This is a genomic window from Bacteroides sp. ET489, from assembly GCF_030518095.1.
In the GTDB taxonomy this organism is placed as follows: domain Bacteria; phylum Bacteroidota; class Bacteroidia; order Bacteroidales; family Bacteroidaceae; genus Bacteroides; species Bacteroides ndongoniae.
Genome location: NZ_JAULLJ010000035.1, coordinates 20,209 through 34,804, shown reverse-complemented (window position 1 = coordinate 34,804; position 14,596 = coordinate 20,209). Strand labels below are relative to the sequence as shown.

The 14,596-nt window shown below is 50.2% G+C and carries 8 protein-coding genes; 7 read left to right on the top strand and 1 reads right to left on the bottom strand.

The window, feature by feature from the left end; translation table 11 throughout:
- Positions 1-241 precede the first annotated feature (241 nt).
- From Q3C19_RS15145 to Q3C19_RS15115, 7 genes are all read left to right on the top strand, one after another.
- Positions 242-826 carry a hypothetical protein gene (locus tag Q3C19_RS15145; protein ID WP_022164071.1) on the top strand — a complete coding sequence of 195 codons (585 nt, stop codon included), beginning with the start codon at positions 242-244 and terminating at the stop codon, positions 824-826.
- A complete protein-coding gene (locus Q3C19_RS15140; protein WP_277122031.1) occupies positions 813-1,829 on the top strand; it encodes a serine/threonine-protein kinase in 1,017 nt (338 codons plus the stop codon). Before Q3C19_RS15145 ends, Q3C19_RS15140 begins: the two co-directional genes overlap by 14 nt.
- 112 nt (positions 1,830-1,941) lie before the next feature.
- A complete protein-coding gene (locus Q3C19_RS15135; protein ID WP_277122029.1) occupies positions 1,942-4,008 on the top strand; it encodes a beta-N-acetylhexosaminidase in 2,067 nt (688 codons plus the stop codon).
- A gap of 220 nt (positions 4,009-4,228) precedes the next feature.
- Positions 4,229-5,710: a glycoside hydrolase family 125 protein gene (locus tag Q3C19_RS15130; RefSeq protein WP_277122036.1), complete on the top strand. Its 1,482-nt coding sequence runs from the start codon at positions 4,229-4,231 to the stop codon at positions 5,708-5,710.
- 84 nt (positions 5,711-5,794) lie between these two features.
- Complete coding sequence (locus tag Q3C19_RS15125; protein ID WP_277122034.1) at positions 5,795-8,008, top strand: GH92 family glycosyl hydrolase; 2,214 nt, start codon at positions 5,795-5,797, stop codon at positions 8,006-8,008.
- A gap of 12 nt (positions 8,009-8,020) precedes the next feature.
- The gene (locus Q3C19_RS15120; RefSeq protein WP_302730423.1) at positions 8,021-11,632 is read left to right on the top strand and encodes a sugar-binding domain-containing protein; all 3,612 of its coding nucleotides are present in this window, start codon (positions 8,021-8,023) and stop codon (positions 11,630-11,632) included.
- 15 nt (positions 11,633-11,647) lie between these two features.
- Entirely contained in the window at positions 11,648-12,955 is a 1,308-nt protein-coding gene (locus tag Q3C19_RS15115) for an anaerobic C4-dicarboxylate transporter family protein (protein WP_302730421.1), read from the top strand.
- Between the two features lie 2 nt (positions 12,956-12,957).
- Here Q3C19_RS15115 and Q3C19_RS15110 read toward each other — a convergent pair whose 3' ends face one another.
- Positions 12,958-14,595: a leucine-rich repeat domain-containing protein gene (locus Q3C19_RS15110; RefSeq protein ID WP_302730419.1), complete on the bottom strand. Its 1,638-nt coding sequence runs from the start codon at positions 14,593-14,595 to the stop codon at positions 12,958-12,960.
- Position 14,596: the final 1 nt, after the last annotated feature.

Sequence of the window (14,596 nt, the reverse complement as noted above, 5' to 3'; positions counted from 1 at the left end):
CTGCGCAGAACGCCGCAAAATGAAACAGGAACTGTTAAATCTGCACTTTCATCGGGTAATGATTAGGAAACCGTTCTTTTGCTTTAATCTGCTTTAAGACGGTTTTCAACTGTCTGCCCAACTTCTGCGTTTTTCTTTTAACTCCCTAATTATCAAATCCTGTTGCGTTAATCTGCTGCAATTCGGCGGATATTCCACAGATTTTCCGTAAGTTTGTCTCGTTAAATAATGCAAGACAAAAATGAATATATATAAACCGGAAATTGCAGAATTGTTATTACAGGTGGAGAAGACATATCAGAAGCCGTTGCAGACTTCGACCGATTTCGATGAGTTTTCTCTACATCTGAAGCAGCAGGTGGACGATTTGGTCTCGACATCTACCTTGAAACGTTTGTGGGGTTATGTGGGTGATTCTCATTTGCCTCGTATGCGTACATTGGATGTTTTGGCACGCTATGTGGGGCATTCCAATTTCAAGCAGTTTTGCGCATGGCTGAAGAATAGTCCGGTTTATAATTCATCGTTTTTCTCGGCTCATCAGATCGTGACCCGCGAGTTGTCACCCGGTTCGGAGTTGGAGATCGGATGGTCGCCTAATCGTTATCTGCGTCTGTACTACGAAGGAGGCGATTTGTTCGAAGTAAAGGAAGCCCGGCAGTCTAAATTGTTGGTGGGTGACCGTTTCGAAGCAGTCTCTTTCCTGATGGGACAACCGCTTTTCCTGCCTTACGTATTGCGCGACGGTGTGAAGCTTTCGCCTTTCATCGCAGGGCGTAACGGTGGATTGACATTATTAAATGGGCTGGCCAATGGCAGAGAATGAAGTTTCGTCCGGATTTATCGATGCTGACGTTCAGTCGGGCGAACAGAGCTTTTCGAATCTGACGGAGGTGTATGTGTCCGTGTCGGGTTATGCACGTCTGTTCCGTTGTCAGCGTTATAATCGCTTGCATATTTTGAAAGCGTTGAAGCCCGAATACATTGGCAGCGATTTCTATGAACAGGCGTTGCGGAAAGAATTCGATATCGGTTATCAACTGGAGCACCCTCATATCTGCAGAGCCTTAGGCTGGGAAACTTTACCGGAGCTGGGACATTGCATTGTGCTGGAGTACATTGACGGAATTACGCTGAAGGAAGTTATGCAGCGTGGTCTGTTGACACCGGAACTGGCGCGTAAGTTTATAACCGAACTTTGCAGTGCGCTTCATTATCTGCACGGGAAACAGATTGTACACCGAGACTTGAAACCGGAAAATATACTGGTGACTCATAATGGGCATAATGTAAAATTGATCGATTTCGGCTTGTCCGACTGTGACGATTACGATGCGTTAAAGCTTCCTGCCGGTACCCGCTATTACTTGGCTCCTGAAGCCCTGAAACCTGGACAGCCTCTTGACCTGCGTGCCGATATTTATTCGTTGGGCATAATCATTGGCGAGATGGCCGAAATCCTGGAGGACAAAAAACTGGCTGCTGTTTCGCGGAGATGTACGCGTCGTAAGCCGGCAGAACGTTATGCTTCGGCATTGGAGGTGTCCCGCAGTGTGCAGGAAAAGTCTGTCTTCTTGAGGCGTTACCGGATCTTGGCTGCCGGCATGGCGTTGTTGCTTGTTGTGGGGGGAGCTCTTTATATTTCCCGCAGGTCGGGTAAGGCTCCTGTGGCTTTGCCGGTCTATGGTAACTATTCTTTGCCCGCTTCCCATTGGGCTGAGTTGTCCGATACCGCTATGCAGAAATCTGTTTGGAACGATGAGTTTCCATTGTCGGTTCAGCAGAGCGTTGCTGCCAGCTACCGGACAAAGTTAGGTAATCTGTATTAGACGGGGACGGAGCTGTTTTCGATGGCTTTGTTTTTCTTTGTCGGTTAAATCTTTGATTTAAAAATATTTTTGCTAATTTAGGCGGCCGAAGAAGATTTAATACTTTTAGGCTATGAAAATCCGTTTGATTTCCCTTTTGACTGTCTTGATGGCATTGGCTGCCGGATGTGGGCATGTGTCCACTTCCCCGTTAGCTCTCATTCCTCAACCCCAGATGTATAAGGTACATTCTGGCATGTACACATTTTCTTTTGGCGAACAGTTTACTACCAATCTGAAAGGAACTGAACGCTCCGATCTGGCTACTGTGCTTGGAGCTTCCCCGTTCGGGCTGCAGATGTCGGAGGATGAGCAGGCACCTTTCTGTTTCGAACTGACAGATTCTATTCCGGGTATAGCTTCTGCCGAAGGGTATACCTTAGCTGTAGGCCGCGACGGGGTACATGTTGAGGCTGTTACTGCGACAGGACTTTTCTATGCCTTTCAATCCCTGTTGCAACTGGCAGAGGAAGGGCCTGAAGAAGGTAGTTGGAGTTTACCTTATGTAGACATCAGTGACTATCCCCGTTTCGATTACCGTGGTCTGCATCTTGACGTATCTCGTCATTTCCGTTCGAAAGAGTTTGTGATGAAGCAGCTCGACGCCATGGCCCGTTACAAGCTGAACCGTTTCCACTGGCACCTGACCGACGGTGCGGGCTGGCGTCTGGAAATCAAACGTTATCCTCAGCTGACGGAACAGACTGCCTATCGTCCTTATCCCAACTGGAAAGCCTGGTGGAGGGGAGGACGTAAATATTGCCGTCGGGATGAGGCCGATGCCGAAGGTGGATATTATACGCAAGACGACGTACGCGAGATTGTGGAACATGCACGCAAACTGCACATTACCGTCATTCCGGAAATCGAGATGCCTGGACACTCGGAAGAAGTACTGGCCGTCTTTCCTCAGTTGTCCTGCTCGGGCAAGCCTTATCAGAACGGTGAACTATGCATTGGCAACGAAGAAACATTTACTTTTCTGGAGAACGTGTTGCTGGAAGTGATGGAGCTTTTCCCTTCGGAGTATATTCATATTGGTGGGGATGAAGCAGCCAAAAGCAGTTGGGAGAAGTGCCCGAAGTGTCAGAACCGTATCCGTAAGGAAGGACTGAAAGACGAGAAAGAATTGCAAAGCTATCTGATTCATCGCGTAGAGAAGTTCCTGAACAGTCACGGCCGTAAACTGATAGGATGGGACGAGATTCTGGAAGGTGGGCTGGCTCCGAGTGCTACAGTAATGTCGTGGCGGGGCGAGCAGGGAGGCATTACGGCTGCCAAGGCTGGCCACGATGTTGTCATGACTCCCGGCGAGTTCTGCTATTTGGACGCCTATCAGGATGCTCCTGTTTCACAGCCCGAAGCGATTGGCGGTTATCTGACTTTGGAGAAAGTATATTCCTACAATCCAGTTCCTGCCGAACTGAGCAGTGAGCAGCGTCGGTTCATTAAAGGAGTACAGGCTAATGTCTGGACCGAGTATATTCCCACTGCCGAACATGCCGAATATATGATTTATCCGCGCTTGCTGGCCTTGGCCGAAGTGGCGTGGACAGAGCCGGAACGGAAAGACTGGATCCGTTTCCGGAAATCCGTCTTGACGGAAACGGAATGGTTGCAGTCGCAGGACTATCATCCTTTCGACTTAAAGAAAGAAGTGGGCGAGCGTCCGGAGTCTTTGCAGCCGGTCGAACATCTTGCCTTGCATTGTCCGGTGACGTATGCCCAACCTTTCTCATCGGCCTATCCGGCTTCGGGCGATTCTACACTGACTGATGGATGGCGTGGAGGCTGGACGTATGGCGACCGTCGCTGGCAAGGCTTCCTGTGCAAGGATGTGGACGTAACCATTGATCTGGGTAGACTGACGGATATCAGGCTGGTGGAAGCGGACTTTCTGCAACTGCGTGGTCCTGAAGTATGGCTTCCGAAGGAGGTCGTGATTTCTTTGTCCGAGGATGGTCTCCACTTCGATGAGGTGAAGCGCATTGCGACCGACGTCCCTGTTACCGAGGAACGGCTTACCTTCCGCAACTATCGGTGGGAAGGCAATGCAAAAGTACGATATGTCCGTTTCCAGGGATTCATGAATCGGGAGGTGATGGGCTGGCTGTTTACCGATGAAATTGTAGTTAAGTAAGATAATTCAACTTTGACTTCGTCGATTTTCAATTCGCAAGCTCAAGTTGCAGTTGATAAGCAACAAGTTGACGAGTTAACAAGGCGTTTGTAGCAAGCCGTTTCAAGCAGCACTTTGTCAAACCGGGAGTTCCAGCCTAGTAGACTTGTTAACTGAAGCCTCGTCAACTAATAAGTTGAGATTTGCGAAACTTAAGTAAGATAAGTAAAGAGAATATATGATGAACCAAAAACTATTGGCTGCTGCCCTGATGCTGTCGGGACTGGTGTCGGGCACTGCTGCAGCCGAAAACCGTTACGGGATGTCCCGCCCCGTTGAACAAATTCCGGAAGAATCTTTTACGGCACCGAATGATAACGTTGGCCGCTACATCAGCCAACGTCCCAAGCCGGAGGAGCGTCTGTTTCAGTCGGATATCATCGAAAAGAAAATTGCGGAAATAAAAGCGTTGCTGAAGAATCCTTATCTGGCCTGGATGTTCGAGAACTGTTTCCCAAATACACTGGATACCACCGTGCACTTCCGTATGCTGGACGGTAAACCGGACACTTTTGTCTATACGGGCGACATCCATGCCATGTGGCTGCGCGACTCGGGTGCACAGGTATGGCCTTACGTACAGTTTGCCAACGATGATCCTCAATTGAAGGCGATGCTCGAAGGAGTCATTCGCCGTCAGTTTCTGTGCATTAATCAGGATCCTTACGCCAATGCTTTCAATGACGGTCCCAAGGGCAGTCAGTGGGAGACCGACCGTACAGACATGAAGCCCGAACTGCACGAGCGCAAATGGGAGATAGACTCTTTATGCTATCCGTTGCGGCTTGCCTATCACTATTGGAAAGTGACGGGCGATGCCAGTATTTTCGATGAAAACTGGCTGAAGGCTATCGGTAACGTACTCCGCACCTTTAAGGAACAGCAACGTAAGGAGGATAGGGGACCTTACCGTTTCCAGCGCAAAACCGAACGTGCTACCGATACTACCATCAACGACGGTTGGGGAGCCCCTGCCAATCCGGTTGGCCTGATAGTCTCCATTTTCCGCCCGTCGGACGATGCTACGACCCTGCCTTTCCTCATTCCGTCCAACTTCTTTGCCGTGACTTCTTTGCGGAAAGCGGCCGAGATTCTGACGGAAGTGAACAAGAATGGGGAACTGGCACGTCAATGCACGGATCTGGCCAATGAAGTAGAGCAGGCTCTGAAAAAATATGCCACCTGCGAGCATCCTAAATATGGTACAATCTATGCTTACGAGGTAGACGGTTATGGCAGCTGCATGCTGATGGACGATGCCAATGTTCCCAGCCTGTTGGCTTTACCCTATCTGGGAGATGTCGATATCAGTGATCCTGTCTATCAGAATACACGCCGCTTTGTCTGGAGCGAGGACAATCCTTATTTCTTCAGAGGAAAGGCGGGTGAAGGCATTGGAGGACCGCATATCGGATACGATATGGTGTGGCCCATGAGCATCATGATGAAAGCTTTCACCAGTCAGGACGACGAGGAAATCAAACAGTGTATCCGTATGCTGATGACAACTGATGCCGGTACCGGTTTCATGCACGAATCTTTCCATAAGGACAATCCTGAAAAGTTCACCCGTAAATGGTTTGCCTGGCAGAACACCTTGTTCGGTGAGCTGATCATCAAGTTAATCAATGACGGGAAGCTGGATTTATTGAATAGTCTGTAACGATTAAAACCTTCAAACAAACATAATGCCATGAAAATACATTCATTTACCACAGGTATGTTGCTGTGTGGACTGTTGACTGTGATGTCGTCCGCATGCGTTTCACAGAAAGAAAACAGTACGGTTGGTGCGGATTACCTCCGTTACGTAGATCCTTATATCGGTTCGGGTGGGCACGGGCATGTCTTTGTAGGAGCCAGTGTCCCCTTGGGCATGGTGCAGGTCGGGCCGCAGAACATTCATAAAGGATGGGACTGGTGCTCCGGTTATCATTACTCGGACAGTGTGCTGATCGGCTTCAGTCATACGCATCTTAGCGGTACTGGATGTGCCGACTTGGGCGATGTGCTTCTGATGCCTTATGTAGGCGATGTCCGTACTGCCCGTGGCGAACAGGATAACATCAAGGGAGCCTGTTCGACCTATTACTCGCACGAGAACGAAGAAGTTGCTCCCGGTTATTATTCGTTGCTGATGGATAATGGCGTGCGTGCCGAACTGACGGCTACCGACCGTGTTGCCATTCATCGTTATACTTACCCCGAAGGAACACCCCGGCTGTTGGTGAACTTAAAGGAAGGCAACGGCGACCGTGCTTTTGCGACTGCGTTGAAACGGACGGATGAATATACGGTTGAGGGATACCGCTTTTCCAAGGGATGGAGTCCGCAGCACAAGGTATTTTTTGTGCTGAAGTCCGATCAACCGATTGAGAGTGTGGCCGTATTTGACGATGATGCGGCTGTCGGATCAGATAGCCTTTCCGGCGAAGCGGTGAAAGGGGTACTGACCTTTCGGAACAATCCGAAGAAGGTGCAGCTCAAGGTGGCCCTTTCATCCGTCAGTTGTGCCAATGCTCTGGCTAATCTGAAAGCGGAACAACCTGAATGGAACTTTGAGAAGGTTCGTTCGGATGCCGAAAAACGTTGGAATCGCATGCTGTCGTGTGTGAACGTAGAGAGTGGTGACGAACGTGGCAAGAAGATTTTTTATACCAGTTTGTATCACATGTTCATTGCTCCGACACTGTATGCCGATGTGAACGGAGAGTTCCGTGGGCACGATGATAAAATCTACAAGGCCGACTATTGGACTAACTATTCTACCTTCTCATTGTGGGATACGTACCGTACCCTTCATCCCTTACTCACCATTATCCAGCCTCAGTTAGTGCCCGACATGGTGAATTCCATGCTGAGTATCTACGATCAGCAAGGTAAGTTGCCCATCTGGCCGTTAGTGGGAGGCGAAACCAATCAAATGCCGGGTTACAGTGCTATTCCGGTAATAGCAGATGCTTATCTGAAAGGTTTTCGTGGTTTCGATCCCGAACGGGCGTTGAACTACATGGTCGCTTCAGCTACTTACGACAGGCAGCGTGGGGTTCCTTACGTGATGGAAAAAGGCTGGATACCGTGTGACAAAATGCCTGAAGCCACTTCCATTGCCATGGAATATGCCGTAGGCGATTGGGGGCTGGCCATGATGGCTCAGAAGATGGGTAAAGAAGATATATATAATACTTTTTGGAAGCGTGGGCACTACTACGAACAGTATTTTGACAAAAGTATCAATTTTATCCGTCCGAAGATGGACGACGGCAGTTGGCGTACGCCCTACGATCCTTTCCTGTCTATTCACGGATGGGGTGATTTCTGTGAGGGCAATGGCTGGCATTATACTTTCTTTGTGCCTCAGCATCCCGAAGGACTCATCAGTCTGATGGGCGGCGACGACCGCTTTGCCAGCAAGTTGGATTCGCTCTTTGTGGCCGAAGGTGATATGGGTGAGCAGGCCTCAGCCGACATCAGCGGACTAATAGGCATGTATGCCCACGGCAACGAACCCAGTCATCACGTGGCTTACCTCTATGTTTATGCCGGCCAGCAGTGGAAGACGGCGGAGAAAGTCAGTTACATTCAGCACAACTTTTATACTGACCGTCCCGACGGTATTATTGGCAATGAAGATTGTGGTCAGATGTCGGCATGGCATGTACTGTCTGCTTTAGGATTCTATCAGGTTAATCCGTCTCACGGAGTGTATGTTTTTGGCAGTCCGCTCTTTGAGAAAGTTACCATTAACCTGCCGGAAGGAAAGACATTTACGATAGAGGCTCCGGCCGTAAGCAAGGACAATAAATATATCCAATCTGTCCGACTGAATGGTGAGTCCTATCCGAAAAGCTATATCACGTACGAAGATGTTATGAAAGGCGGTACATTGACCTTCGAGATGGGCAACAAGCCGAATAAACAGTTTGGTGCTGCTCCGGCAGACCGTCCCCGTTCCTATTAGTTTAGATGATTTATGAAGAAGAAAGACGCAGCAGCTTTAATATTGTATGGTGGGGCAGGAGCCTTGTTGCTTCTGTCCGGTTGTGCCGATGCACAGACAGCTTCGGAGCGGGACTATCTGCGTTCCGACTATTACACCCGTGGCATTGGTGTCTATCCGGGCAGTCCGGAAGAAGACTTCTCGCCCGAGTTGTTACCCGGAGGCAACCAATATCGTAACCTGGCTCTCCTGCGGGCTACTTATCAGTCGTCGGCTTACGATTATAACCTGACCTCGCAGCTTCTGACGGATGGCATCGTGACCGACCGCAAGTCTCCGTACTTCGAGCTCCGGACTGCCGGGGGGAGTGTCCCCAAAAGGGAACGGGAATGGATGATTGACGGAGGGCCGTATTCGCGCAATAGTGTGCGTGGTGAAGATGCCTTTTTCCAGTTTGATATGCACCATTATGGCAAAACTGTTACCCATGCAGTAGTCACCGGTACATTGGTGTACGACGATCGATTGGCTCAGGGTGGGTACGAAATGACGTGGGAAGCCTCGAACGACGGTACTACCTGGACTGTACTGGCTGTGAACCGGGGAAGCGGATTGCCCGGCAAAGCCCGTAATGGTCGGGTAGATGTAAACGACCCCAATAAACAGACCGGTACTGTGTCCATGCCAATGCGCCGACTGGAGGAGACCTTCCGTTTTGCCAATGCTGCGTCTTATTCATCCTATCGCATCCGCTTGCGGATGAAGGGTGCTTACGAGTGGACTTTCCACGAAGTTGAGTTTGCCGATGCTCAAGGACCCGTCGATTTGAAGCCTTCGCAGTTTTTCACCAGTGCATGGATGAGTGCCACTGCGGGCAAGGAATGGGTCAGTGTAGACTTAGGTACCCGTTCGGAGTTTGACAAAGTAATTCTGCGCTGGGTGAACAAGGCTGTCAAAGGAAGCATACAGACTTCGGACGATGCCCGTACGTGGCACGATGTAGCTTCGTTGCCCGGCGGAACAGAACTGACAGACGAAATCGCTGTCGATGGAAAGGGGCGTTATGTTCGTGTCTGTATGGACCAGTCGGCAGACGGGGAATGCTACATACTGAGTGAATTGGAAGTAATGGGTCGGGGAGGACTTCTGCCCCATGCGGCAGCCATGCCCGCAGCGGCAGACGGCAAACTGCTACTTTCGGGCGGTGGATGGCAGTTGCAGCGAGCTTCGGAGGTGCAGGCCGTAGGCGAGGACATTTCCTTGCCTGCTTATAAACCTGAAGGGTGGGTGACAGCTACCGTGCCGGGCACCGTATTGACTTCGTACAAGAATGTAGGTGCGCTGGCCGATCCGAACTATGCCGACAATCAACTGATGGTATCTGAATCGTTTTTTAACTCCAATTTCTGGTATCGTCGTGAATTCCAGTTGCCGCAATCGTTCCGGCGCGACCGGGTTTTTCTGAACTTCGACGGCATCAACTGGAAAGCCAATGTTTTCCTGAACGGACAACAGGTAGGACGTATCGAAGGTGCCTTTATCCGCGGTAAGTTCGATGTGACACGGTGGGCGAAGGAGGGTACAAACGTTCTGGCCGTAGAAATCATCAAGAATGAACATATTGGTGCCGTGAAAGAAAAGAACAAACAGAGTACGGACTTCAATGGCGGTATTCTGGGTGCGGACAATCCGACTTACCATGCCACCATCGGCTGGGACTGGATACCGACCGTACGCGGACGGAACATCGGTATCTGGAACGATGTGTTTCTGACAACGACTGGCAAGGTAACCGTACAGGATCCTTACGTGCAGACCCAATTGGCTTTGCCCGACACCACCCAGGCCCGACTGACGGCAGAGGTTGTGGTGAAGAATCACGACGCCAATGCCGTGAGTGGCATCTTGTCGGGCCGGATAGGCGATGTATGTTTCGAGCAACCCGTCAGTTTGCAGGCCGGTGAAGAACGGACGGTTGTATTCGATGCCGACCGTTTCCCACAACTTTGTATGCAGCATCCTCGTTTGTGGTGGCCCAACGGTTATGGCACCCCTTATCTATATGATGCAAACTTTACGTTCAAAGTAGATGACGAAGTATCCGATACCCGTGACTTCAAAGTCGGTATTCGTCAGATGACGTTCGACGAGAAGAACGACGTGCTGAACCTCTACATCAACGGTCGCCGTTTCATTGGCCGTGGTGGTAACTGGGGCTTCAGTGAGTCGAACCTGAATTACCGGGGCCGCGAATACGAGACTGCCGTGGCTTATCATGCAGACATGAACTTCACCATGCTTCGCAACTGGGTAGGCATGATTGGCGACGAAGAATTGTATGATGCCTGCGACCGATATGGCATTATGATCTGGCAAGATTTCTGGCTGGCCAATCCTGCCGACGGTCCCGATCCTTACAATCCGGCAATGTTTATTGCCAATGCCGAGGACTATGTGAAGCGCATCCGCAGCCATGCTTCACTTGCTTTGTATTGCGGACGTAACGAGGGTTTCCCACCCGAGACTATCGACAAAGCTTTGCGCCGTATCGTAAAGGAAGAACACCCGGGACTTCATTATATTTCCAGTTCGGCCGATGAGGTAGTGAGCGGTCACGGTCCTTACCGTATGCTTCCTGCCAAAACCTACTTTACATTGGAGACCGGTAACGACAAGTTCCACAGCGAGCGAGGCATGCCCAACGTACTGACTTATGAGAGTTTTCTGCGTACCTATTCGCCCGAAGGTATCTGGCCGCAGTCGCATCAGTGGGGCATGCACGACTATACTCTGGAAGGGGCACAGGGCGCAACGTCTTTTAATGAGATCATAGCTTCGGGATACGGTCAGCCACAGAGTGCCAAAGAATTTGCTGATCTGGCTCAGTGGGTGAACTACGATGGGCATCGCAGCCTCTTCGAGTCGCGCAGCAAGAACCGTATGGGATTGCTGATGTGGATGAGCCATTCCTGCTGGCCTTCGATGGTGTGGCAGACGTATGACTATTATTTCGAACCGACAGCCGCTTACTTTGCCATCAAGAAAGCTTCCGAACCGTTGCACATCCAGTGGAATCCGGCTACGGACGATGTAGAAGTGGTGAACTATCATGCCGGCCGGCATCCCGCTCTGAAAGCCCGTGCACAGGTGCTCCACATGAACGGCACCGTAGCTTGGGAGAAGGAAGTCAAAGTAGACAGCCGCGAAGATACCACCGAAAAGTGCATCCGACTGCAATTCCCCGACAACCTGAGCGAAGTACATTTCATCAGGTTACTGCTGGAGGAAAATGGGAAGACTGTTTCCGAGAATTTCTATCACCGCAGTAAGGTCGAGAACAACTATCAGGCTCTGAAACAGCTTCCGAAGGTTACTCTGCATACGCAGGCAGCATATGCGAAGCGTGCTGACGGTGAATGGACGGCCCGAATCACTGTCGAGAACCGCACTGCCACTCCGGCTTTGATGATCCGGCTGAATGTGGTAGGCGATGAAGACGGCATTCAGTTCTTGCCCGTGTTCTATTCCGACAACTATTTTGCCCTGCTGCCTGGCGAGAGCAAAGTGATACATGTCCGTTGGAAAGACGTAGATACACGGGGAAACAAACCTCTGCTGAAAGTGTCAGGCTATAATGTAGAATAAAAAAATGGAGTGAGTATGTGGTTGCAATTGATTGTTGTACTGGCTGCTATTGTGATTGGTGCCCGTTTGGGAGGCATCGGGTTAGGAGTAATGGGAGGCGCAGGCCTGGCCTTGCTTTGTTTTGTTTTCGGGCTTCAGCCTACGGCTCCTCCTATCGATGTGATGCTGATGATTGTAGCCGTTATTTCGGCAGCTTCGTGCATGCAGGCTGCCGGTGGGCTCGACTATATGGTGAAGCTGGCCGAAAGGTTATTGCGCAAACATCCGGCATGGGTTACGCTGCTGAGCCCTTTGGTTACTTATCTGTTTACTTTCGTGGCAGGAACAGGGCACATAGCCTATTCGGTGCTTCCTGTGATAGCCGAAGTGGCACGCGAGACAAAAATCCGTCCCGAACGTCCGTTGGGTATTGCTGTCATTGCTTCGCAGCAGGCCATTACAGCCAGTCCCATTTCGGCGGCTACGGTGGCTTTGCTGGGCATGCTGGCTGGTTTCGACATTTCCTTGTTCGATATTCTGAAGATTTCCGTTCCTGCTACGCTGATCGGGGTACTGGTGGGTGCCTTTTGTTCGATGAAGGTAGGCAAAGAACTGGTGAACGATCCGGAATACCAACGCCGTCTTAAGGAGGGGATGATAGAGTCTCGTCTGGCCGAAACGACTGTATCGTTCGATTTGCAGAAAGCCCGTATCTCAGTAGGCATATTTCTACTGGCTACTTTTCTGATTGTATTGTTTGGTTCGGTTGATGCCTTGCGTCCTGTATTTTGGGCAGATGGCAAACTTGTTCCACTCGACATGCCTTCCATTATCGAAATCATCATGCTCAGCACTTCGGCTCTCATCCTGATTATCTGTCGGATCGACGGTATCAAGGCTGTGCAGGGAAGTGTTTTTTCGGCAGGTATGCAGGCTGTGATTGCCATTTTCGGTATTGCCTGGATGGGCGATACATTCATTGCCGGCAATCTGTCTTCGCTGACTTCCTCCATCGAAGGTGTTGTCCAGTCCATGCCATGGCTGTTTGGGGTGGCGTTGTTTGTCATGTCCATTCTGCTTTACAGTCAGGCTGCAACCATCCGTGCCGTACTCCCTTTGGGAATCGCATTAGGCATTTCTCCCTGGATGCTGATAGCATTGTTCCCGGCTGTGAATGGCTATTTCTTTATACCCAATTATCCGACAGTGGTGGCAGCAATCAATTTCGACCGTACAGGCACGACCCGCATCGGGAAGTACATTCTCAACCATTCGTTTATGATGCCGGGAATGGTGTGCACCATCGTGAGCATTGCGGTAGGATTGCTGCTGATCTGGCTGTAGCTTTAAAAACTCTCTTCAACGATGTTCCTGAACTGTCCCCAGACAGCATGCTTCCTGTAGATCGACTGGCAGCCGTAGGGCACATGAAGGGTACCTTGTTCGAACAGTTGTTCCGCTCCGACAAAGGTTTCGTCCTGACATACGGGCGGAAAATCGCTTGCTTTGATGTACAGGTGTTGCAGCGAAGAGCAACCGTCGAAGCAATATTCAGACAGATAAGATACAGATGCTCCCAATGTCAGCGATTGTAATTGCCGGCACTGCTGAAAACATCCATGAGGGATGAGGCTGATATTATCGGGCAAAACAATGCTTTTGATTGCTGAAAAGGCAAAGGCTTCTTGCCCGATCTCCTTTACGGACGAAGGCAAGTCGATCTGTTGTAACCGGGTGTTGTAGAAAGCATATTCCCTGATTGTGGTGATGTTCGACGGTATCTGGAAGTATTCTTCTTTTTTCCCTTCCGGATACCATACCAGTTCTGTCATTTTTTGGTTGTATAATATCCCATTATCGCTGCTAAAGGCCGGATTGACTTCCGGAATGTCCAGGATGGTCAGACTGCTGCAACCTTCCGAGGGAGCAAATCGTGCCAGCAATGGTGAGAAATGAAGGACAGACAAAGAGGTACAGTTTTCGAAGGCATTTCTTTCGACCGTCGTTACTCCTACCGGAAGGGTCAGTTCCTGTAACCAGATGCAGTTGGCAAACATGCCTTGGCTGACTGTATTGGCAGTTGTGAAACGTTGTCCGTCGTAACTCGCACCACCGGCCACAATCGAAGCATCGTTTAAGTTAAGTCGCTGTAATCTCCCGTCGGTATTCTCTCCTTCGATGTCCGTTCCCATCATGTCACGCAGATAACGGATGTCTGTTCCGTTCAGCGGTCCGGCTATACTGAGGGTAGTGAACTGGTATTTTTCCTGTTCTCCAATTGCTTCATGAAGGGTTCCGGCTTCTGTCAGTACGACCACCTCACCAGTCTGGAACTGGTACACCTTACTGCGTGTCTCACCAATAGAGTTAGCGGCATAGGCTTGTATGTAGTAGGTGGTTTCTAGTTGCAGGTTACCGATGCGTGTTTTCCAGCGCTTTTCTTCCGGACTACCCAGTTTGATTTGTTGTTCCTGTTCATCTTCCTCGGCCCGGAAATAAAATCCGGTAGCGGTGATTTCTTCTCCGCCATCGTCCAGAATTTCGCATTCAAGGGTGATGCTGCTCGGTCCTTGGTTCAGCATTTTCAGGTCGCTGACAGTAGGTTCTGTATTGGGGACTGTTTCAAAACTCATCGTTTCACTGTGCACGGTGCTGTATGTGTTTCCAGCTTCCAGGCGATAATAATAAGTGCTTCCCGGATGCAGGCCAGTCAATAGTGTCGAGACATCCTGCTCCTCGGTGACGGATATGTCGACGGATTCGGTTATGTCAGAAGTCAGTCCGTATCGGAACCGAATCTGACTGACATTACCTTCTGCATTCGGCGTTACCTTGCCCGAAAGCAGGGCACTTGTGCGCGTAATGTCCCTGGCTGCCTCTATGCTGACCGACGGAGGCAGGTTCACCGGTTCTTCATCCTTACTACAGGCTGTAAGCAGGAATATGATCCATATATAGATGTATGTACGGAAATGATTGGTCATT

Excerpts from the sequence above, each read along its gene's own strand:
- Q3C19_RS15145 (WP_022164071.1), top strand. The coding sequence starts at position 242 with ATGAATATATATAAACCGGAAATTGCAGAATTGTTATTACAGGTGGAG.
- Q3C19_RS15140 (WP_277122031.1), top strand. The coding sequence starts at position 813 with ATGGCAGAGAATGAAGTTTCGTCCGGATTTATCGATGCTGACGTTCAG.
- Q3C19_RS15135 (WP_277122029.1), top strand. The coding sequence starts at position 1,942 with ATGAAAATCCGTTTGATTTCCCTTTTGACTGTCTTGATGGCATTGGCT.
- Q3C19_RS15130 (WP_277122036.1), top strand. The coding sequence starts at position 4,229 with ATGAACCAAAAACTATTGGCTGCTGCCCTGATGCTGTCGGGACTGGTG.
- Q3C19_RS15125 (WP_277122034.1), top strand. The coding sequence starts at position 5,795 with ATGTCGTCCGCATGCGTTTCACAGAAAGAAAACAGTACGGTTGGTGCG.
- Q3C19_RS15120 (WP_302730423.1), top strand. The coding sequence starts at position 8,021 with ATGAAGAAGAAAGACGCAGCAGCTTTAATATTGTATGGTGGGGCAGGA.
- Q3C19_RS15115 (WP_302730421.1), top strand. The coding sequence starts at position 11,648 with ATGTGGTTGCAATTGATTGTTGTACTGGCTGCTATTGTGATTGGTGCC.
- Q3C19_RS15110 (WP_302730419.1), bottom strand. The coding sequence starts at position 14,595 with ATGACCAATCATTTCCGTACATACATCTATATATGGATCATATTCCTG.